Source organism: Methylobacterium sp. D54C, assembly GCF_053345595.1.
Genome location: NZ_JBKFAK010000003.1, coordinates 443,993 through 463,350, shown reverse-complemented (window position 1 = coordinate 463,350; position 19,358 = coordinate 443,993). Strand labels below are relative to the sequence as shown.

General features: G+C 70.1%; 19 protein-coding genes. 8 read left to right on the top strand and 11 right to left on the bottom strand.

What is annotated here, in order from left to right; all coding sequences use genetic code 11:
- The first annotated feature begins 10 nt into the window (after positions 1-10).
- From ACLBYB_RS11285 to ACLBYB_RS11270, 4 genes are all read left to right on the top strand, one after another.
- Positions 11-850: a bifunctional allantoicase/(S)-ureidoglycine aminohydrolase gene (locus ACLBYB_RS11285; protein ID WP_091927803.1), complete on the top strand. Its 840-nt coding sequence runs from the start codon at positions 11-13 to the stop codon at positions 848-850.
- On the top strand, positions 847-1,359 hold the full coding sequence (locus tag ACLBYB_RS11280) for an ureidoglycolate lyase (RefSeq protein WP_091927804.1): 513 nt from the start codon (positions 847-849) through the stop codon (positions 1,357-1,359). The genes ACLBYB_RS11285 and ACLBYB_RS11280 overlap by 4 nt, the downstream gene beginning before the upstream one ends.
- A gap of 230 nt (positions 1,360-1,589) precedes the next feature.
- Positions 1,590-2,624 (top strand): TRAP transporter substrate-binding protein, encoded by a 1,035-nt coding sequence (locus ACLBYB_RS11275; protein ID WP_020093576.1) that lies wholly within the window; start codon positions 1,590-1,592, stop codon positions 2,622-2,624.
- A complete protein-coding gene (locus tag ACLBYB_RS11270) occupies positions 2,624-4,261 on the top strand; it encodes an acyl-CoA synthetase (protein ID WP_447698798.1) in 1,638 nt (545 codons plus the stop codon). Before ACLBYB_RS11275 ends, ACLBYB_RS11270 begins: the two co-directional genes overlap by 1 nt.
- A gap of 523 nt (positions 4,262-4,784) precedes the next feature.
- Here ACLBYB_RS11270 and ACLBYB_RS11265 read toward each other — a convergent pair.
- The 3 genes from ACLBYB_RS11265 to ACLBYB_RS11255 form a co-directional block, all read right to left on the bottom strand.
- Positions 4,785-6,677 carry a TRAP transporter large permease gene (locus ACLBYB_RS11265; protein ID WP_447698797.1) on the bottom strand — a complete coding sequence of 631 codons (1,893 nt, stop codon included), beginning with the start codon at positions 6,675-6,677 and terminating at the stop codon, positions 4,785-4,787.
- 404 nt (positions 6,678-7,081) lie between these two features.
- The gene (locus ACLBYB_RS11260) at positions 7,082-7,204 is read right to left on the bottom strand and encodes a hypothetical protein (RefSeq protein WP_447698796.1); all 123 of its coding nucleotides are present in this window, start codon (positions 7,202-7,204) and stop codon (positions 7,082-7,084) included.
- A gap of 225 nt (positions 7,205-7,429) precedes the next feature.
- A complete protein-coding gene (locus ACLBYB_RS11255) occupies positions 7,430-7,717 on the bottom strand; it encodes a hypothetical protein (protein WP_447698795.1) in 288 nt (95 codons plus the stop codon).
- Positions 7,718-8,181: 464 nt separating this feature from the next.
- Here ACLBYB_RS11255 and ACLBYB_RS11250 point away from each other — a divergent pair, with 464 nt between their 5' ends.
- Positions 8,182-8,412, top strand: a complete 231-nt coding sequence (locus ACLBYB_RS11250) for a hypothetical protein (protein WP_447698794.1) — start codon at positions 8,182-8,184, stop codon at positions 8,410-8,412.
- A gap of 11 nt (positions 8,413-8,423) precedes the next feature.
- On the opposite strand, the gene ACLBYB_RS11245 is transcribed toward ACLBYB_RS11250, so the two are convergent.
- From ACLBYB_RS11245 to ACLBYB_RS11235, 3 genes are all read right to left on the bottom strand, one after another.
- Positions 8,424-8,564: a hypothetical protein gene (locus ACLBYB_RS11245; RefSeq protein ID WP_012319948.1), complete on the bottom strand. Its 141-nt coding sequence runs from the start codon at positions 8,562-8,564 to the stop codon at positions 8,424-8,426.
- Positions 8,564-8,809, bottom strand: a complete 246-nt coding sequence (locus tag ACLBYB_RS11240; protein ID WP_447683972.1) for a hypothetical protein — start codon at positions 8,807-8,809, stop codon at positions 8,564-8,566. Before ACLBYB_RS11240 ends, ACLBYB_RS11245 begins: the two co-directional genes overlap by 1 nt.
- A gap of 292 nt (positions 8,810-9,101) precedes the next feature.
- Positions 9,102-10,319 (bottom strand): flagellin N-terminal helical domain-containing protein, encoded by a 1,218-nt coding sequence (locus ACLBYB_RS11235; RefSeq protein WP_447698793.1) that lies wholly within the window; start codon positions 10,317-10,319, stop codon positions 9,102-9,104.
- Positions 10,320-10,707: 388 nt separating this feature from the next.
- On the opposite strand from ACLBYB_RS11235, the gene ACLBYB_RS11230 reads away from it, so the two are divergent.
- A complete protein-coding gene (locus tag ACLBYB_RS11230; RefSeq protein ID WP_042670628.1) occupies positions 10,708-11,250 on the top strand; it encodes a glycosyltransferase family 2 protein in 543 nt (180 codons plus the stop codon).
- 49 nt (positions 11,251-11,299) lie between these two features.
- A complete protein-coding gene (locus ACLBYB_RS11225; RefSeq protein WP_100253825.1) occupies positions 11,300-12,097 on the top strand; it encodes a glycosyltransferase family 2 protein in 798 nt (265 codons plus the stop codon).
- Positions 12,098-12,151: 54 nt separating this feature from the next.
- Here the strand turns inward: ACLBYB_RS11225 and ACLBYB_RS11220 are convergent, their stop codons facing one another.
- The 3 genes from ACLBYB_RS11220 to ACLBYB_RS11210 form a co-directional block, all read right to left on the bottom strand.
- Positions 12,152-13,363, bottom strand: coding sequence for a hypothetical protein (locus tag ACLBYB_RS11220; RefSeq protein WP_447698792.1), 1,212 nt, complete (start codon positions 13,361-13,363; stop codon positions 12,152-12,154).
- A 185-nt stretch (positions 13,364-13,548) separates the two neighbouring features.
- A complete protein-coding gene (locus ACLBYB_RS11215) occupies positions 13,549-15,861 on the bottom strand; it encodes a Tex family protein (protein ID WP_447698791.1) in 2,313 nt (770 codons plus the stop codon).
- A gap of 76 nt (positions 15,862-15,937) precedes the next feature.
- The gene (locus tag ACLBYB_RS11210) at positions 15,938-16,258 is read right to left on the bottom strand and encodes a hypothetical protein (RefSeq protein WP_447698790.1); all 321 of its coding nucleotides are present in this window, start codon (positions 16,256-16,258) and stop codon (positions 15,938-15,940) included.
- Positions 16,259-16,607: 349 nt separating this feature from the next.
- On the opposite strand from ACLBYB_RS11210, the gene ACLBYB_RS11205 reads away from it, so the two are divergent.
- The gene (locus ACLBYB_RS11205; RefSeq protein WP_020093590.1) at positions 16,608-16,808 is read left to right on the top strand and encodes a hypothetical protein; all 201 of its coding nucleotides are present in this window, start codon (positions 16,608-16,610) and stop codon (positions 16,806-16,808) included.
- A 23-nt stretch (positions 16,809-16,831) separates the two neighbouring features.
- Here ACLBYB_RS11205 and ACLBYB_RS11200 read toward each other — a convergent pair whose 3' ends face one another.
- Positions 16,832-16,999 (bottom strand): hypothetical protein, encoded by a 168-nt coding sequence (locus ACLBYB_RS11200; RefSeq protein WP_020093591.1) that lies wholly within the window; start codon positions 16,997-16,999, stop codon positions 16,832-16,834.
- A gap of 190 nt (positions 17,000-17,189) precedes the next feature.
- Positions 17,190-19,343, bottom strand: coding sequence for a glucans biosynthesis glucosyltransferase MdoH (gene mdoH, locus ACLBYB_RS11195; RefSeq protein WP_447698789.1), 2,154 nt, complete (start codon positions 19,341-19,343; stop codon positions 17,190-17,192).
- Positions 19,344-19,358 lie beyond the last annotated feature (15 nt).

Genomic DNA, 19,358 nt, shown 5'->3' with positions numbered 1-19,358 from the left:
GAGACCGACCATGAGCGCTGGAGCCTACAACCCCCCGTGCGGTGGCCTACCCGGCCAGACGCGGCTGATGACCGGCCGCGCGGTGTTCACCGAGGCCTACGCGGTGATCCCCCACGGCGTGATGAGCGACATCGTCACCAGCCTCCTTCCGGGCTGGGACAGGACCCAGGCCTGGATCGTGGCCCGGCCGCTCTCAGGCTTCGCCGAGACCTTCGCCCAGTACCTCATGGAGGTCGCCCCCGGCGGCGGCAGCCAGGCCCCCGAGCCGGAGCCGCAGGCCCAGGGCGTCCTGTTCGTGGTCGCCGGCACGGCCAGCCTCACCCTGGAGGGCGCGCGCCACGCCCTGCGGCCGGGCAGCTACGCCTACCTCGCCCCCGGGGCGGCCTGGGCCCTGCGCAACGACGGCGACGCGCCCGTGCGGTTCCACTGGATCCGCAAGGCCTACCAGCCCGCGGCCGGCCTCGACGCGCCGACGTCCTTCGTCACCCACGAATCGGCGGTCGAGCCGGCCGGCATGGTCGGCACCGACGGCGCCTGGGCGACGACCCGCTTCGTCGCCTCCGACGACCTGCGCCACGACATGCACGTCAACATCGTCAGCATGCGACCGGGCGCCTCGATCCCATTCGAGGAGACCCACGTCATGGAGCACGGACTGTTCGTGCTGGAGGGCAAGGCGGTCTACCGGCTCAACCGCGACTGGGTCGAGGTCGAGGCGGGCGATTTCATGTGGCTGCGCGCCTTCTGCCCCCAGGCCTGCTACGCGGGCGGGCCGGGCCCGTTCCGGTACCTGCTGTACAAGGACGTCAACCGCCACCCGGCGCTGGCGCCGCGCGGGCTCGGCCGGTGAGCGCGGGCGCCCGCACGGTCGTCGCCCGGCCGCTGACGGCCGAGGCGTTCGCGCCGTTCGGCACGGTGATCGACGCCGCCGCGGTGGCGCCGCGGCCGATGAACGGCGGGATGGCGCGGCGCTTCCACGATCTGGCGGCGGTCGAGGTCGTGGGCGAGGGGTCGCGGGTGGTGATCGGGCTGGTCGAGGCGCAGCCCTACCCGGTGCCGCTGCGGCTCGGCCTGGTCGAGCGGCACCCGCTGGGCGCGCAGGCGTTCCTGCCGCTGAGCGCGGCGCCGTTCTTGGTGGTGGTCTGCCCGGACGCGGAGGGCCGTCCCGGTCCGCCCCAGGCTTTCGTGACGGCGCCGGGGCAGGGGGTCTGCTACGCGCGCAACACGTGGCACGGGGTGCTGACGCCCTACGGCCAGCCGCAGGACTTCGTGGTGGTCGACCGCGGCGGCCCGGGCGTGAACCTCGAGGAACACACCTTCGAGGAACCCTGGACGGTGCATCTGCCCGGCCGGGACTGAGGCCGAGCGCGCCATCCGCGCCGTCGCCGCGTCGCCACGGTCTCGCGCGGCCGGGGCCGCCTCCGGCCGCCCCGTATCAGCGGCGGCCGGATGCAATTATTCCCGGGGACGCGGCCGCGAAAGTCCGTTGACTGGCACCGGTCAGCGGCTATCGAGGCCGCAATCAGGAGTCCGCACCAACGCGGACCCGAGGAAACGCCGGGCCCCGCGCCCGCATCGGAAAGGCCGCCATGTCCCCGTACCGCACGCCCCTGTCCCGCCGCCGATTCCTGGCGACCGGCTCGACGGCCCTCATCGCCGGTACCGTGGCGGCCCCGCACGTGGCGCGGGCGCAGAAGGCGGAATTCACGTACAAGTACGCCAACAACCTGCCCGACACCCATCCGATGAACATCCGCGCCCGCGAGATGGCGGAGGCGCTGCGTACGGAGACCGGCGGCCGGTTCGACCTCAAGATCTTCCCGACGAGCCAGCTCGGCTCCGACACCGACACGCTCAGCCAGCTGCGCTCGGGCAGCGTCGAGTTCTTCACGATGTCGCCGCTCATCCTCTCGACGCTGGTGCCGAACGCGTCGATCAACGGTATCGGCTACGCCTTCCCGAGCTACGACGCCGTCTGGCCGGCCATGGACGGCGAGCTCGGCGCCTGGGTCCGCCAGCAGATCGCCAAGGCCGGCCTCGTCGCCATGGAGAAGATCTGGGACAACGGCTACCGCCAGACCACCTCGTCGACCAAGCCGATCGCCACGCCCGACGACTTCAAGGGCTTCCGGATCCGCGTCCCGGTCTCGCCGCTCTGGACCTCGATGTTCAAGGCCTTCGACGCGGCTCCCGCGTCGATCAACCTGAACGAGACCTACTCGGCCCTGCAGACCAAGATCGTCGAGGGCCAGGAGAACCCGCTGGCGGTGATCTCCACGACGAAGTTCTACGAGGTGCAGAAGTACTGCTCGCTCACCAACCACATGTGGGACGGGTACTGGTTCCTGGCGAACCGCCGCGCCTGGGAGCGACTGCCGGCGGACCTGCGCGAGACGGTGGCCCGCCACATCAACGCCGCCGGGATGAAGGAGCGGGCCGACGTCGCCCAGCTCAATGCCAACCTGCAGGCGGACCTGTCGAAGAACGGGATGGTCTTCAACAAGCCCGACCCGGAGCCCTTCCGCGACAAGCTGCGCAAGGCCGGCTTCTACGCCGAGTGGAAGGGCCGGTACGGCGACGAGGGTTGGTCGCTGCTCGAGAAGGCCTGCGGGAAGCTCACCTGATGGGCGCCGCGGGGGCGCCGCGCGGCGGGGTCGCGCCGTGCTCCCGGCGGGTGATGAATCTCGCCCATTTCCTGCGCCGCGCCGCGCGCCGATTTCCGAACGCGGTGGGGCTCGCCTGGGGCGAGCGGCGCTGGACCTGGGCCGAGCTCGACGCCCGGGTCGACGCGATGGCGGCGGCGCTCGCCGCCCGTGGCGTGACCAAGGGTGATCGCGTCCTGGTCCAGGCGCGCAACAGCAACCAGCTGTTCGAGTCGATGTTCGTCTGCTTCCGGCTCGGGGCCGTCTGGGTGCCGGCCAATTTCCGGCAGACGCCCGCGGAGATCGCCTATCTCGCCCGTGCCAGCGGCGCCTCGACGCTGATCTGCGGCGCGGGTTTCCCGGAGCACGCCGCCGCCGTGCGCGAGGCCTGCCCGGATCTGGACCGCGTCGTGGCGATCGGCGACGCGGCTTTCGGGGCCGGCTACGACGCCCTCGTCGCGGACCATCTCGGCGCGGCCGCGCCCGTTGCCGATGTCGAGCACGACGATCCGTGCTGGTTCTTCTTCACTTCCGGCACGACGGGCCGCCCCAAGGCGGCGGTCCTGACCCACGGCCAGATGGCCTTCGTCATCACCAATCACCTCTGCGACCTGATGCCGGGCACGACGGAGGCCGACGCGTCCCTGGTCGTGGCGCCGCTCTCGCACGGCGCCGGCATCCACCAGCTCGCGCAGGTCGCGGCCGGCACCAAGACGGTGCTGACCGCGGGCGAGCGGCTCGATCCCGAGGAGGTCTGGGCTCTCATCGAGGCGTGGCGCGTCACGAATCTCTTCACCGTGCCGACCATCGTCAAGCTGCTGACCGAGCACCCCGCGGTGTCGACGCACGATCATTCCAGCCTGCGCCACGTCATCTACGCGGGCGCGCCGATGTACCGGGCGGACCAGCAGCACGCGCTGCGGGTGCTCGGGCCGGTGCTGGTGCAATACTTCGGCCTCGGCGAGGTGACGGGCAACATCACGGTGCTGCCGCCACGCCTGCACGCGGCCGAGGACGGGCCGGACGTCAAGGTCGGCACCTGCGGATTCGAGCGCACCGGCATGCAGGTCCAGATCCAGGACATGCAGGGCCGCGAGTGCCCGCCGGGCGCCACCGGCGAGATCTGCGTCTGCGGCCCGGCCGTGTTCGCGGGCTACTACGACAATCCGGAGGCCAACGCGGCGGCGTTCCGCGACGGCTGGTTCCGGACCGGCGATCTCGGCCATCTCGATTCCGAGGGCTTCCTGTTCATCACCGGCCGCGCCTCGGACATGTACATCTCCGGCGGCTCGAACGTGTATCCGCGCGAGATCGAGGAGAAGCTCCTCACGCATCCGGCGATCACCGAGGCCGCGATCCTCGGCGTCCCGGATCCCGGCTGGGGCGAGGTCGGCGTCGCGGTCTGCGTCGCCCGTCCCGGGGCCGCGGTGCAGGAGGGAGAGCTGATCGCGTGGCTGTCGGCGACCGTCGCCCGTTACAAGCTGCCTCGGCGCGTGTTCTTCTGGGAGGCCCTGCCGAAATCCGGCTACGGCAAGGTGACGAAGCGCGCGATCCGCGAGGGACTTGAGGCGCGGGGAGACCTGCCCCTCGACGGGCAGGCGAGGCCGCAGGCCCGATAGGGCTGTCGCGATCCCATCCGGTTGATGCGGCATCCCGTCTTTGCGAGCGGAGCGAAGCAATCCAGTCGGCGCCACGATCTCAGTGGACGCGCCGCCCTGGATCGCTTCACTTCGCTCTCGAGGACGCCAGCGGCGGAATCGGCCTCCATATGCGGGATGCAGTTTCAGGGAGCCGCGTCGACCTAAGGGGGTCCGACCGGTGGCAGACATTCCGAGCGGAAAGTCGGGCCGGTCCTTACCCCTCCGCGCACATCATGATCTCGCTGCATGACAGCTCCGAGATGCAGACCCTGACATGTCCCCGGAGCCGCGCGCATATTGCAGTGCAGCACGCCGGGCCCCCGCCCGGCCAGGACCGGGATCTCGGCGCCATGACAACCCTCGCGAATTTCGTCAGCCGGCTCGAGGGTGCAGTGCGGCGCGCCGCGGCCGAACGCTACGCCGAGCAGCGCGAGCGGATCGCGCGGACCGGCGGCGCCGGCATGATCTGATCGCGCGCGGCGCGTCCCCGCGGTGGAGATCGTCAGAGGAAGCCGATCGAGAACCAGGGGACGAGGATGATGGCGAGCAGCCCGATCAGCAGGGCCACGATGTAGCCGACGATCGGGCGCATCCCGGCATCGGGATGGATCCGGCTGATGGCGCAGGCGGCGTAATAGCCGACGCCGAAGGGCGGGGCGAACAGGCCGATGCCCATCGCGAGGATCACCACCATGGCGTAGTGGACCTCGTGCACGCCCACCGCCCGGGCGATCGGGAACAGCAGCGGCCCGAACAGCACGATCGCCGGTATGCCCTCCAGCACCGAGCCCAGGATGATGAAGGCGAAGGCCGAGACGAACAGGAACCCGAGCGCGCCGCCCGGGAGACTCTTCATCACCTCGGCGAGCGTCTGCGAGAAGCCCGACTGCGTCAGCGCCCAGGCCATCCCGGTGGCCGCACCGATGATCAGCAGGATCGCCCCCGACAGGGTCGCGGTGGTCACCAGCATCGGGTAGAGCCGCCGCCACTCGAACTGGCGGTAGATCAGCAGGCCGGCCAGCGCCGCGTAGACGATGCCGATGGTCGAGACCTCGGTGGCAGTGGCGATGCCCTCGACCACGGCGAAGCGGATCACGAAGGGCAGCGCGAGCGCCGGGATCGCCACCAGGAAGGCGCGGCCGATGGCGCGGCCGGACGGCCGGGCGACGTGGCTCAGGTCCTCGCGGCGGTAGCGCCACCAGACCAGCGCGCAGAGCGTCGCGGCGAGCACGAGGCCCGGCATCAGGCCGCCGGTGAACAGGGCGGTGATCGACACGCCGGTGACCGAGCCGATGGTGATCAGCACGATCGAGGGCGGGATCGTCTCGGTCTGCGCGCCCGTGGTGGCGAGCAGCGCCACGAGGTCGCCCTCCTTGGCGCCGCGGGCCTTCATCTCGGGGAACAGCACGGGCGCCACGGCGGCCATGTCGGCGGCCTTGGAGCCGGAGATGCCCGAGACGAGGTACATGGCGCCGACCAGCACGTAGTGCAGGCCGCCGCGGACGTGTCCCAGCAGCGAGGCCAGGAAGCCGACCATGGCCTTGGCCATGCCGGTCATCTCGATCAGCAGGCCGAGGAACACGAACAGCGGCACCGCGAGCAGGATGAGGTGGCTCATGCCCTCGTCCATGCGGCCGACCACCACCATCGACGGGGCGTCGGTGGTCAGCGCGATGTAGGCGAAGGTCGACAGGCCGAACGCGAAGGCGATCGGCACGCCGGAGAAGACCAGCGCGCCGACACCGACGACGAAGAACAGCAGCAGGTTGAGGTTGCCGAGGTTGGCGAGCCACGGCTGCAGCGCCAGGAGCGCGGCGGCAACACCGCCCCCCAGGATCAGCGCCCCCACGGTCAGTTTCCAGTCGGCGGTCTCCAGGAGTCGGATCAGCGCCACGATCAGCATGAGGCCGAGGCCGATCGGCAGGGCGGCGGCGCGCCACGCGTTGTTCAGCTCCAGCGCCGGCGTCTGCACGAAGGTCTCCTCGCTGGCGAACTCGAAGGCCGGCTCCAGCAGCAGGGCGACGAAGATCAGGCCGGCCACCAGCGCGACCGTCTCTAGGAAGGCGCGCAGGCGCGGGCCGCTCATGGCCACGAAAGCGGTCATGCGCATGTGCTCGGCGCGCCGGAAGGCGACCACGGCGCCGAGCATGGCGAGCCACAGGAACAGGATCGAGGCGAGCTCGTCCGACCAGATGATGGGATCGCGGAACACGTAGCGGCTGACGACACCGCTGAGCAGCACCGCGATCTCGGCCAGGACGAGCAGTGCCGCCGGGATCTCCACGAGGTGGCCGAGCCCGGCATCCACCCGGCGCAGCCAGCCGCGGGCGCGCAGCGGCGGGCCCGAAAATTCAATCCCCGCCGTCGACTCGACGGCCGCAACATCGATCTGCATGGCGCCCCTCCGTCGGGGCCGCTCCCGATGCCGCTGGCGGCGGGATCGACCCCACATGCGTCTTCGCGTGTGTCTTGCGGTGCGTCTCGGCGCGCCTTCGTTCTCCGATACCGTTATCCGATCCTGCGGAAAACGGTCCCGGTCAGTTTGCCCGACGCATCCTCACGATGCGACCGCGCCCCGTCGCCGTACTTCGTTTTCCAGTCCTTGTGGAATCTCTGCCGTTCAGCAGCGCGCGAATCCGCGCCAGCAGGTCGGCCGGCTCGCGGATGCGGGCCGCCCGAGCGGGTCGCGGAGCGGCGTGACAGTTTCCTAACCCAGCGGCATCCGCACCAAATTTTCGCTGCGGGGCGGTCCTGAGACGATGTCGGCGACGAACGCCTCGGTGATGAGGCGGGCAGGGTTCATGCCGGCGGCGAGCCGCAACCCGAAGCCGGATGGGCGCTCAGGAATCGCGCCAGCCGCAGCGCCACGAGGTCGAAGACGCGGTTCGACTCGGCGGAGGCGCGCCCGACATGGTCGCACAACGCTTCTCCGGCAGGGGTCCGCGGGATGCCCTGACCCACCTGCTCGAACAGAACGACGCCCAGCGTCTCTTCCGTCCTGCGCGATGCCCGACTGACTGCGCTCGGGGGAGAGGTTGGACGGCGGAGCGGTGTACGGACGGCCTCATTCCGGGCAGGATGGGCCCGCGACCGGTGCCGCTGGGATCGGGCCCGGGCCGGCGATATGCCGGTCGCGGCGCGCCGGGATCAGGCCGACCGGTTGCCGCGGACCCGGACTGGCGCGGCGACCGGGACGATCTTGCCCTGCTGGGCAACCTCGCAGAGGACCGCCACCATCGCGTCGGCCTGCGTCTCGAGGTCGGGCGGCCCGACATCGTCGCGCGTGTTGCGCCACGCGATGAAGATGCAGGCGAGGATGGCCGACGCGCTGGCTGCCAGGGGTGCGATGATCAGCGCGGCGAGGGCGCTCACTGGCGCCAGGATCGTGGCTGTCGCGAGACCGCTGACGATGGCTGCGGCTATCAAGACGATCATCGGAGCCTCGCCCGATCTGCGTGGCCGGATCCCGTGCCCGTCCACCGTCCTAGGATCACGTCACAAAGGTTTACGCTTCGTTAACGGGAAGCTTCCATCCGCTAATTCCGTGGCAGCTGTCCCGCCGATTGCTTGACGATCGCCCGTTCAGCGCCCGCGAGGACAGGTCGGGGCGCGGATTCGTGCCCCCGGCTCCGGTTAGCCGGGTCGCGCAACACGACGAGCTGCGCCGTGGCCGGCCAGATCGCGGACGCCGGCACGCCGGTGGCCCCGGACTGTGCGGAGATTGTTCACGCCTTCGTGAGGTTGCGCGCTGCAATCCGCTCGCGCAGCGTGTCGACCACATGCCCAGAAATGTTCAAACTGATACGGTCGGATCAGGCCTAGTACAGGGCGATCCCTTGCTGCTCAGGGTTGGGCGATGATAGCCCTTGCGCGTCCGGCGTGTAGGAATTCTGTCTCCAATGGCCATCGATGTTCGAGCTGTCGCGCGCCTGCGCGAGATCGCAGCCGTCATTGGCTGTCCGGTCGAGGCCTTCTACGGACCGGATGGCGAGGCCGTCGACTTCGGCATGACGCACGAACTCTTTCACCTCTGGCACGCGATACAGGATCCGAAAGCGCGTCAGCGCGTCCTGAACAGCGCGCGGCGTGAGGCTCTCGGCGACGCGGTCCCCGGGACGGCCGCCGAATAGCCGCCGCGCCGTCAGCGCCCCTGTGCGATCCAGCCCAGGACCGTCGCGCAGCGCTCGGCCTGCTCGCGGGTCAATCCCGACGCGACGGCGGCGCCGTTGCGGTAGACCACGAAGGTCCCGTCGTCGGTCGCGCGGATCTTGACGGACGCCATCACTCGGCTCCCGACGTGAGAGCCTGAAGCTGGGAGAGGCCGGCCGCGGTGATCTGCCAGACCGCCACTGGACCACCCGGATCCTCGAGCGGATCGATCCGCCGGAGATGGCCGGTGCTCTCGAGCGCCGTCAGTCGGCTGTGGTCGCCGGGCCAGGACGCGTCCGCCCTCTGACGGATCGTGATCTGATAATCCCGTGCCTCCGCTGCCTTGTTGAGGAGACGGCGCTGGTGGTTCACTCGCATCGGCACTCCGGCTCAGCTCGGGTCGGTACGCAGTAACTACGGACAGGCTGGCCGATACGGTTAAGCTTGGCAACCCCGCGGTCGCAACGGGCTCTGGATCGTCCTGTTCAGAATGCGTGCGGCGCGAGGGCCGCCTTGCCGCGTGGATTCTCCGCGGCGCTCCCTCGAGCCGGGGCGGTTGCCGGCGCGACGTCGGCTTCGGATGCCGGGCTCCACGATCGCGGGCGCGGACATAGAGAAAGGCCGACCGGGTTGCCCCGGCCGGCCTCTGTCGCTTCGCGGTGCGTGTCGCTTACCGCAGGAGCTGGAGGACGCCCTGCTGGGCGGAGTTGGCCAGCGACAGGGCCGAGATGCCCATCGACTGGCGGGTCGACAGCGCCTGCGAGTTCGCCGCCTCCTGGTTCAGGTCGGCGTTGGTCAGGTTGGCCGAGCCCGTCTGCAGCACGTTGATCAGCTGCTTGGAGAAGTCTTGGCGGTTCTGAACCACCGACAGGTTCGAGCCCAGGGAGCTCGCCGCGGAGGTCAGCGAGTTGCCGGCGCTGGTCAGGGTCGCCAGAGTCTTGTTGACGTCCGAGTTCAGCAGGAAGTTGCCGAGGCCGTTCTGGCTCGACGAGTTGTTCGAGCTGGTGATCGACGACAGGCCCAGGCCGCTCGCCGTGGCGTCGACCGAGGCGACGTTGAGGGTCGAGCTGCCGGTGTCGTTGAACTTGATGTTCAAGTCATTGCCCTTGCCGGCAATGAGGTTGACGCCGTTGTAGCTGGCGTCGCCGGCGAGCTGCGTAATCTGGTTGAGCAGGTTGTTGTACTGGTTGGCCAGCGAGGCGCGCTGCGTCACGCCCGAGATCGACAGGTCGCTGGACACGACGGTGCTGGCGGCAGTGCCGTAGGTCGAGGCGGTGGTGGCCGAGGCGGTGAAGCCGAGTGCCGTCTGGCTGCCGGAGTTCTGGAATTCCACGTCCGCCTGGGCGTTCAGGACGATCTTGGTGCCGGTGCTGTCGACCGAGAAGATCGCGCCGGCGCCGAACGAGCCGCTCGACGAGGTCGAGGCCGAGCTGACCGCGGAGTTCAGGGCCGCGACCGTGGCGCTGATGCTGGAGGAGGCGGCGACCGTGGCCGAGACCGAGGTACCGTTGATCGTCAGGAGCACCGTCTGGGAGGCGGTGCTGGCGCTGTAGGCGTTGGCGGCGGTGCCGGTGGTGGAGAGCTGGGTCGAGAGCGCCTGGTTGGCGATCGACTTGGCCTGGTCCACGAGCTTCTGGATCGAGGTGATGCCCTGGTTGGCGGCCTGGATCGACTGGATGCCGTTGGAGACGCCGTCGAGGAGCGAGTTCAGGCTCGAGGAGCGTCCGTCGAGGGCCTGGGAGGTGAAGAAGTTGGTCGGGTTGTCGAGGGCGGAGTTGACGGTCTTGCCGGTCGCGAGCCGGTTCTGGGTGGTCGCCATCAGCTGGGCAGTGTCCTGCAGCGAGAGCAGGTTCTGACGCGTGGCGGCCGACAGGGTGATCGAGGACATAGGTCTTATCTTTCTGATTTGATGCACCCGTTTCTCGGGTACGCCAGTAATCGTCCTCCAAACGTTTCGCGGGGGTTAAATCAATTGCCGACTCCCAGTGTGTCCGAAGTGATCGTTAATGAATCGATCCTTTAGGCGCTCAGTATTTACGGATCGCGGAGCGTGTTCAAGATCCATTAACCATCCGCAGCCATAAGCTGTGACGCAAACCAAGTCTGTCGCGCCTGCCCGACCGGTGGCGATCCGGTTCGGTCGGCGCGGCGGGTACGGGGCGCACCTTGCAGGGAGCTCAGATGTGATCGCTCAAGCGTCCGGTGATGTTGGCGCCGCGACCCCTTCCGCGTCGCCGAAGTTGCCCCATGTGGCGATCGCGATCCCCTGCGGGACCATGGTCCACGCAGACTTCGCCGTGAGCCTCGGATCGATGATGCACTCGCTCGGCGAGATGCCGATGTCGATCGTCGTCGGGAAGTCGTCGATCGTCGCCGATGCCCGCAACCTCGGCCTCGAATACGCGCAGAAGTACGGGGCGGAGTACGTCCTGTTCATCGACAGCGACATGACCTTCCCGAAGGACGCACTCCTCAAGCTCCTCGTGCGGCAGGTCGACATCATCGGCGCGACCTATTCCCGCCGCACCGCCCCGTTCCACTTCCTGGGCGACATCCTCCCGGAGCAGCCGGCCGACGCGCCGAAGGGTCTGCTGGAGATGTCCCGAATCCCGACCGGCTTCCTGCTGATCAAGTCCACGGTCTTCGAGAAGCTGAAGAAGCCCTATTTCCGCTTCCGCGTCGACGAGGAAGCCGGCGTGAACATCGGCGAGGACTTCGACTTCAGCGACCGGGCACGCGCCGCCGGCTTCCGGATCTGGTGCGATCCGTATCTCAGCAAGGAGCTCGGCCATATCGGCGAGCAATCCTTCAAGCTCTGACAGCGTTCCGCGCCGCGGCGCGCGACGCCCGACACGGTGAGGCGTGGGAATGAGGATCGCGATCATCACGCCGTCGAGGCTCAAACCCTCGACCCTGGCCGGAAAGGCCGGCCAGTACTTTTTGGAGCACGCGATCGCGAGCGCCAACGCCCAGGAGCTCGACCGGCCGGCGACGATCCACTTCTTCGTCGGGACCGATCCCGGGACCGAGATCCCGGCGCGGCTCGCCGCGCACCCGCAGGTCACCTTCGCGCGCGGCCCGCAGAGGGGCCAGATCCCCGCGCTGAACGCCGCCATCGCCGCCGTCGACGACAGCTGGGACCTCGTCGGCTTCCTCGAGGACGACGATCACTGGCTGCCCGCCTATCTGGGCTTCGCGCTGAGGGCCCTCGAGAGCTTCGATTTCGTCTCCTCGACGCAGCTCGAGACCGACGAGGCCGGCGAGGTGGTGCGGATCAACGACTTCGCGACGCCGTCGGGCTGGCTGATGCGGCGGACCACCTTCGCGCAGGTCGGCGCGATCAGCCCCGCCGCGAAGTGGCATTACGACAACGAGTGGCTCGGCCGCCTCGCCGAGACCGGCCTGCGACGCGCCCACCTCGTCGAGGCGACGGCGCCCGTCACGCTGCAGGACGCGATCCAGGTCCGCCCGTGGCTCGCCAACGTCCTGCGCAACGGCGGCCCCAACGTGCAGCTCGTGCGGCACGGCTTCGTCCTGCCGCTGGTGTGCCGCCTCGTGCATCCGGGTTCCGGAACCTCGGATGTCGGCTCGGGCGGCACCTCCAAGGCCGAGAGCAACGCCGAGTACCAGCGGCTGGTCGACCGCTTCGGCCGCATCCCCTGGTGAAGGCGCCGGGTGGAGCACCCGACGCCCGCAGCCTCCCTTGCCGAGGCGGCCGACCTAGGCGGTCCGCCCCCGAGCCCGCCCCCGCAGCGCGTCCTGGAACGCGGCGAAGACCCGGCGCATCTGCGGCGCCTTGTAGGGAAACAGCTCCGCCGAATCCATGTCGTGGACGACCATCCCGGTATCGGCCTCGAAAATCAGCAGCCGGCCGTCCGCGCTCTCGGCGCAGTCGATGATCAGGTAATCGAGGCCGATGCTGCGGTGGATCTCGGCGAACGCGGCGCGGTGGCGCTCGGCGAAGTCGGTGTCGAACGTGGCCATGGCGGCGGCCTCGACCTGCCGCTTCACCGGATCCTCCAGCATGCCAGCGTTGAGGTAGTGGATCATCCAGTGATCGCGGATGGCCATGTGGCAGAGGTAGGGCACACCGTCGATCAGCACGATGCGCAACTTCCGATAGAGGCCGTCGGGACCGCGGTAATCGCAGAACTGCGTGACGTAGAACGCCTCGGCTTCCGTCTGAGCGAGGTAGAGATGCAGGTCCTCCGCCCGGTCGATCTTCTGGAGGTCGTTGCCGGCGTGCGTGTCCAGAGGGCGCACGAGGAGCGGGTAGGTCGGGCCCTCGGCTCTGCGGGACGCCGCGGCGCTCAGGATGGAGCGGCTCACGCGGACGACCTCCGGCGCCAGGATCCCCGCCGCCCCGCGGAGCGCGTCCGCGATCCCGTGGCGGGACGTCTTGAGGACGTGGCGCGGGTGATTGACGATCGGCCGCATCCACTGGTCCGCCGCCGCCGCGAGGGCTTCCAGGAGCGGCTCGGCGGTCCGCGCGTAGGCGATGCCCGTGACGATGACGTCGTGCGCCGGCAGGTCGTGCGGGACCGGCTCGCCGGGGCGGAGATAGAGGTAGGTGAGGCCGAAATCGCCGTCGTTCAGCAGGAAGTCGATCGGCGTGTTCGCCATGAGATCGCCGGCCGTGACCAGGACGAGGACGCGGATCCGCGCCTGATCCGGGTTCGAGCGCAGCGAGAAGACCCGCTGTGCGTCCAGCACCTCGCTCTGGAGCGCGAGCCCCTCGGTGAAGCGGTGCTTCAGCAGCAGGATCGTCGCCATGTCCAGCGCCGTCCCGGCGTCGAGGGCGGAGTCTCCGCCCTCGGCGAGGATCTCGGCGGCCAGGGCGGCCATGTCGGCGCCTTCGAAGGCCGCCCGGATCAAGCGGGCCGGGCCGATCATCGGGTTCGGGTTGTCGATCCCCGCAACGTGCGCTTGCATCAGAGCCTCCGAGCCGTGGGGTCGCCGCAGCGATCCCGGAACCGCGATCAGGTGTTTCGAATCGCGCTCCGCGGCACGACGCCCGCACTCTGACCGCACGGAGGTTTACGAAGCGCTAACCATGTTCTCGGTTCACCGGCGGCAGTCCCGGCCGCGACGCGGAGGCCGTGCGCGTCAGGCATGCCTCACTCGCGCCGCGGCGCGGCGCCCGCACGCCGGAGCGCGTCGGCCAGCGCCCCGCCGGGCGCCGGATCCGAACTCGGTCGGCTCCGCGGCGCGTCCTGCCGCGGCTCGGCCGTCCTCCGGGCATGCTGGCCCGGCTCGACGGGATCGTCGAGCCGCAGCGACAGCGCGATGCGCTTGCGCGGGACGTCGACGCTGAGGACCAGCACCCGGACGACCTCGCCGATCCGGACGACCTCGGTGGGCGACGCGATCCGCCGCCGGGCCATCGCCGAGATGTGGACGAGCCCGTCCTGGTGGACGCCGATATCCACGAAGGCCCCGAAGGCCGCGACGTTGGTGACGACACCCTCGAGCTGCATCCCGGGCTTCAGGTCCCCGATCGTCTCGACGCCCTCCTGGAAGCGCGCCGTCTTGAATTCCGGCCGCGGGTCCCGCCCCGGCTTCTCGAGCTCGGCGATGATGTCGCGCACGGTCGGCAGGCCGAAGCGCGCGTCGACGAAGGGCTCCGGCGCGAGGCGGCCGAGGAGGGCGGTGTTGCCGAGCAGGACGTGGATGTCGCTCTTCGTCGCCTGGAGGATGCGGCGGACCACCGGATAGGCTTCCGGGTGGACGCCAGACCCGTCGAGCGGGTCGTCACCGCCCTGGATGCGGAGGAAGCCGGCGGCCAGCTCGAAGGTTTTCGGGCCGAGCCCCGGGACCTTCTTGAGCGCCGCCCGCGTGCGGAACGGTCCCTGGGCGTCGCGGTGGGCGACGATCCGCGCCGCCATCGCGCCGCCGAGGCCGGAGACCTGCGCCAGCAGGGCCGGGGAGGCGGTGTTGACGTCCACCCCGACCGCGTTGACCGCGTCCTCCACCACCGCCGAGAGCGACCGCGACAGCTTCGCCTCGCTCACGTCGTGCTGGTACTGCCCGACGCCGATCGACTTGGGGTCGATCTTGACCAGTTCCGCCAGGGGATCCTGGAGGCGCCGGGCGATCGACGCGGCGCCGCGATGGGACACGTCGAGGTCGGGCAACTCCTTGGCGGCGATCTCGGAGGCCGAGTAGATCGAGGCGCCGGCCTCGGAGACCACGACCTTCGCCAGCGGCAGGTCCGGGTTCGCCGCGATGATCTCCGCGGCGAGGCGCTCGGTCTCGCGGGACGCGGTGCCGTTGCCGACGGCGAGAAGCTCCACGCCGTGCAGCCGGCAGAGCCGGCCGAGCGTCGCGACGGCCTCCCGCCAGCGCCGCTGCGGCTCGTGCGGGTAGGTCGTCTCCACCGCGACGACCCGCCCGGTCCGATCAGCTACCGCGACCTTCACGCCGTTCCGGTAGCCCGGATCGAGCCCCATCGTCGCCCGGCCGCCCGCCGGAGCGGCGAGGAGCAGGTCCTTGAGGTTCCCGGCGAAGACCGACACGGCCTCGTCCTCGGCCCGCTCGAACAGCCGGCCGCGCAGGTCCTGCTTGATCCCGGCCCGGATCTTCGTTCGCCAGGCCGTGCGCACCGCGTCGAGGAGCCACGCATCGCCGGGACGCCCCCGCGCCGCGATCTCGAAGCGGCGGCAGATCGCCGTCTCGAAGGGCCCGGGAAGGCCAGGCGCCGACTCCTCCCCCTCCGCGGCGAAGCCGACGTCGAGGACCTCTTCCCGCTCACCGCGGAAGATCGCCAGGATCCGGTGCGAGGGCATGCGCTCCAGCCGCTCGCTCCAGTCGAAGTAGTCCGAGAACTTCGCCCCCTCGTTCGCCTTGCCCTTGCGCACCTGCGAGACGAGCTGGCCGGTCCGCCAGTAATCCGCCCGCAGGCGCCCCACGAGGTCGGCATCCTCGCCGAAGCGCTCGATCAGGATGGCGCGGGCGCCCTCCAGCGCGGCCTCGGTGTCCGGCACGCCCCGCGCGTCCGACACGTAAGCGGTCGCGACCGCTTCGGGCGCGCGGTCGGGACGGCTCAGCAGGGCCTGGGCCAGCGGTTCGAGGCCGGCTTCGCGGGCGGATTGCGCCTTCGAGCGCCGCTTGGGCCGGAAGGGCAGGTACAGGTCCTCCAGCCGCGCCTTCGTGTCGGCGGCGTCGAGGGCTGACGCCAGGGGCGGGGACATCTTTCCCTGGGCCGTGATGCTCGCGACGATCGCGGCGCGCCGCTCGTTGAGATCGCGCAGGTAGGACAGGCGCTCCTCCAGCCTGCGCAGCTGCGTGTCGTCGAGGCCGCCCGTATTCTCCTTCCGGTAGCGCGCGATGAACGGCACGGTCGCGCCGCCGTCGAGGAGCGCCACGGTGGCCGCGACCTGCGCCTCCCCGACACCGAGTTCCTCGGCGATCAGAGCGTTCACGGATTTCATGGGTTCTCCGACTGGGGTCGCGGCGACGGACGGGCTGCCTGGGTGGAGCGCCAAGCCGTCGGAAACAAGGCACCGGTCAGGGGCGCGGCTGCGCGTCCGCCCCGGCCTCGGCCTTCACGGCCCGGGCACAATCCAGGATGCGGTGCCGGGCATCGGGATCCTTGATCGAGAACCACAGGGTCAGCAATTCTTCGGTCATCGAACGGTCGTCGTGCGGGTCCGGATCGAAGAAGACGTCGACCGAACATCCGAGAGTCTCGGCCAGATCGCCGAGAAGGCGACGCGACCGTTCGTTCGGGACTCTGCTGTGATCTGCCATCACGTCGATCCGCCTCGCAGCGCCACCGGGTGCTGCCGCCAGAATGCCCTCGACCCCGCCCGCAACGGGCCAGAGCATCGAGATCCAGACAATCCAGTCAAGTCCGCGCGTCGCAGGCGCGTCGCGGCGTCGGCAGCGCGGATGCCGAGGCGGCCATCACGGGGCCAGCGCAGTTCCTGGGGATAGCTGGCCGGCTGTCCGCTCATCCTGGCACGGATTTCGCACTCGATTGTTCGGGTCAGATCTCGATGGATAGCTGGCACGATGCTGAACCATCGATCTCGCCGCGCTCCGTCCACGAAGACAATAGTCTTCAGCAGAATTTTGCGGCGGCCGGCGCGCCTTGACGGTCGCGAAACAACGTCATCCGGATGTCACTCGCGGATGCAAGTCTTTCGCTTCGCATGTCCCGGACAGGGAGGCGCCCGTGCAATTCGAGATACGAGAGCGTAGCCGGTCGCTGTGGTCGTGGGTTCTCGTCAACGAGACTGACGAGCCCGTTCTCGAATCGCGACGCAGCTTCCCGTCCCGCGCCCAGGCCACGGCGGCGGCCCTGGCCTTCTCCCAGCTGGTCTCCCGTGCGGGGCGCAGCCTGGGCGGCGGCCCGCGCCAGGTCGGGTTCCTCTGACGGTAGCTTGCTCCGGTCCGGTGTCAGGTCGTCCGGATCCGGTGGCGCACGAGGCTCACGAGACTCGTGGCGGCGATGACGCAGCCAACGCCCATCGCGCCGAGGCAGCTGATGGTGCGGATCGGCTCGCCGCGGGCCAGGACGATGGCCACCGCGAGCGGCAGGAGCAGGAACACGAACAGGAGGGTCATGACCGGATCCGAATGACGATGCGCGAATCTAGGACCCGAATGGTTAATCACTTCTCACGGCTCGGTCCGGCTGGCGGCCTCGGTGGACCTCACGATCGGGGCGCACCGACACGTCTCCGCGAGCGGCGCTGACCGATCCCGGGCGCGCGCCGCGGTCGTCACTTCGCGGTCGGACGGACCGCGATCACCGTTAGCGCGCGTCGAGGCGGACGAGGCGGTCGACCAGGGCCCGGTCATGCAGGAGTGCCATCCGCTCTTTCGGCGAGAGCCACGCCTGCGCCTCCGCCACCGTCTCGGCCTCGCAGATCTTGGCGGTGGCCAGGGTCTGGTCCGGATCGATCGCGCCCCGGGGCCGCCGCTGTCCGAGGGGCAGCATCCGCGTGTGGTCACGCGCGAGGTCGGGATCGGCGTGGAGGGCCGCGAGGGCATCCGTCTCGTCGAACCCGCGCTCCGCGTTGCGGGCCGCGAGGGACGCGGCGCGGACCGCGATCTCCGGCGGTGCGGCCTCTTCCGGCGTGGCGAGGAGCAGGCGTCGCTTGAGCGCCAGGCCGAGCCCGAGCTGGCCGCTCGCCCAGGAGATCGGGATCGCCAGAACGAGACCCAGGATCGTCGGGCTCATCCAGAGGAACAGCGAGGTGGCGATCGCGAAGGCGGCGACGCCCGCCACCAGCCCCAGCAGCGTGTGCCAGCGATGGCGGACGACGATGTCGCGCAGCGGGATCGAGCCGTCGTCCCGCCGCTGCGGGTTCCAGCCCGTGTCCCGTCCGAGCAGGATGCCCATCACGGAGCCCGACTGGATCACCATCGCCACCGGCGCCACCAGGGCGGACAGCAGGATCTCGACGAGGCTCGACAGGACGAGCCGTCCGGCGCCGCCGCAGGCGCGCCGCACCGGGCCGTCCAGCAGCGCCAGGATCAGGCCGAGGAACTTGGGTGCCAGCAGCACCGCCATGGTCAGGCCGAACAGCTGGAGCGCGCGGACCGGATCGAAGCGCGGGAAGACCGGCGAGAAGCCGGCGCCGCCGAAATAGTCCGGCCGCTCCGTGGCCGTCTGGAGCACCAGCAGGATACCGACCACCAGCTGCAGCAGCCACAGCGGTGAGGCGAGGTAGCCGGCGATGCCGGTGGCGAAGTGCTGCCGCGTCGCGGGATGCAGCCCGGCGGCGCCGATCACCCGCGCGTGCTGGAGATTGCCCTGCGCCCAGCGCCGGTCGCGCACCGCCACGTCGATCAGCGAGGGCGGGCTCTCCTCGTACGAGCCTGGCAGGCGATGGAGCATGTACACCGCCCAGCCCGCACGGCGGATCAGGGCCGCCTCGACGAAGTCGTGGGACAGGATGTGTCCGCCGAAGGGCGGCTTCCCGGGCAGGTCCGGCAGGCCGCAGGAATCCGCGAAGGCGCGGGTCCGGATGATCGCGTTGTGACCCCAGTAGTTGCCGTCCCGGCCCGACCACGCGGCGAGGCCGGCGGCGATCACCGGGCCGTAGATCCGGGCCGCGAATTGCTGGAGTCGGGCGAACAGGGTGTTGCGGTTGATGATCAGCGGCAGCGTCTGGATGATCCCGGCGTCCGGGTCCGCCTCCATGGCGGCCGCGAGCCCCACGACGGCAGATCCGCTCATCAGGCTGTCGGCGTCCAGCACGAGCATGTGGTCGTAGCGCCCGCCCCAGCGGGTGACGAAATCGCCGATGTTCCCGGCCTTGCGGTGATGGTTCTTCGGCCGGTGCCGGTAGTAGAGCCGGGCCTCGGGGCCGAGCCGGCCGCGCAGGTCGAGATAGGCCCGCTCCTCGGCGATCCAGGCATCGGGCTGGGTGGAGTCCGACAGGACGAACCAGTCGAAATGATCGCCCAGCCCGGTCGCCTCGACCGCCTCGCGCATGGCCTCGATGCCCGCGAAGGTGCGGGCCGTCGCCTCGTTGTAGACGGGCATCAGGACCGCGGTCCGCGTGCGCAGCGCGGCCGGGTTCGGCGCCGGCCGGGGCCGGCGCAGCAGCGTCGCGAAGCCGAGCACCGCGCTGGTGAAGGCCAGGGCGATCCACGAGAAGGTCAGGCAGAACAGGACGACCAGCACGAGCTGGAGGGCGGTCGGGCTGCCGGAGACCGACACGGTCTCGACCATCTGCCAGCCGCCGAAGGCCGTGAGCGCCAGGGCACCGCCGAACACCAGGATCCGCTCAGGCCAGGGCGACCGGACCCGGCGCTCCGGCCGGTGACCGAGCCCCGGATCCCAGCGCGCCAGATCCTGGACGGGCATCGACAGGGGGGCCTCGGGCGGCAGATAACGGCCGCCGTCGGTCACGGTCTCGCGCCCGGAACTGGCGTCTGTCGCTGGCGGCAACATCATGGTCTCGTCCAGTCG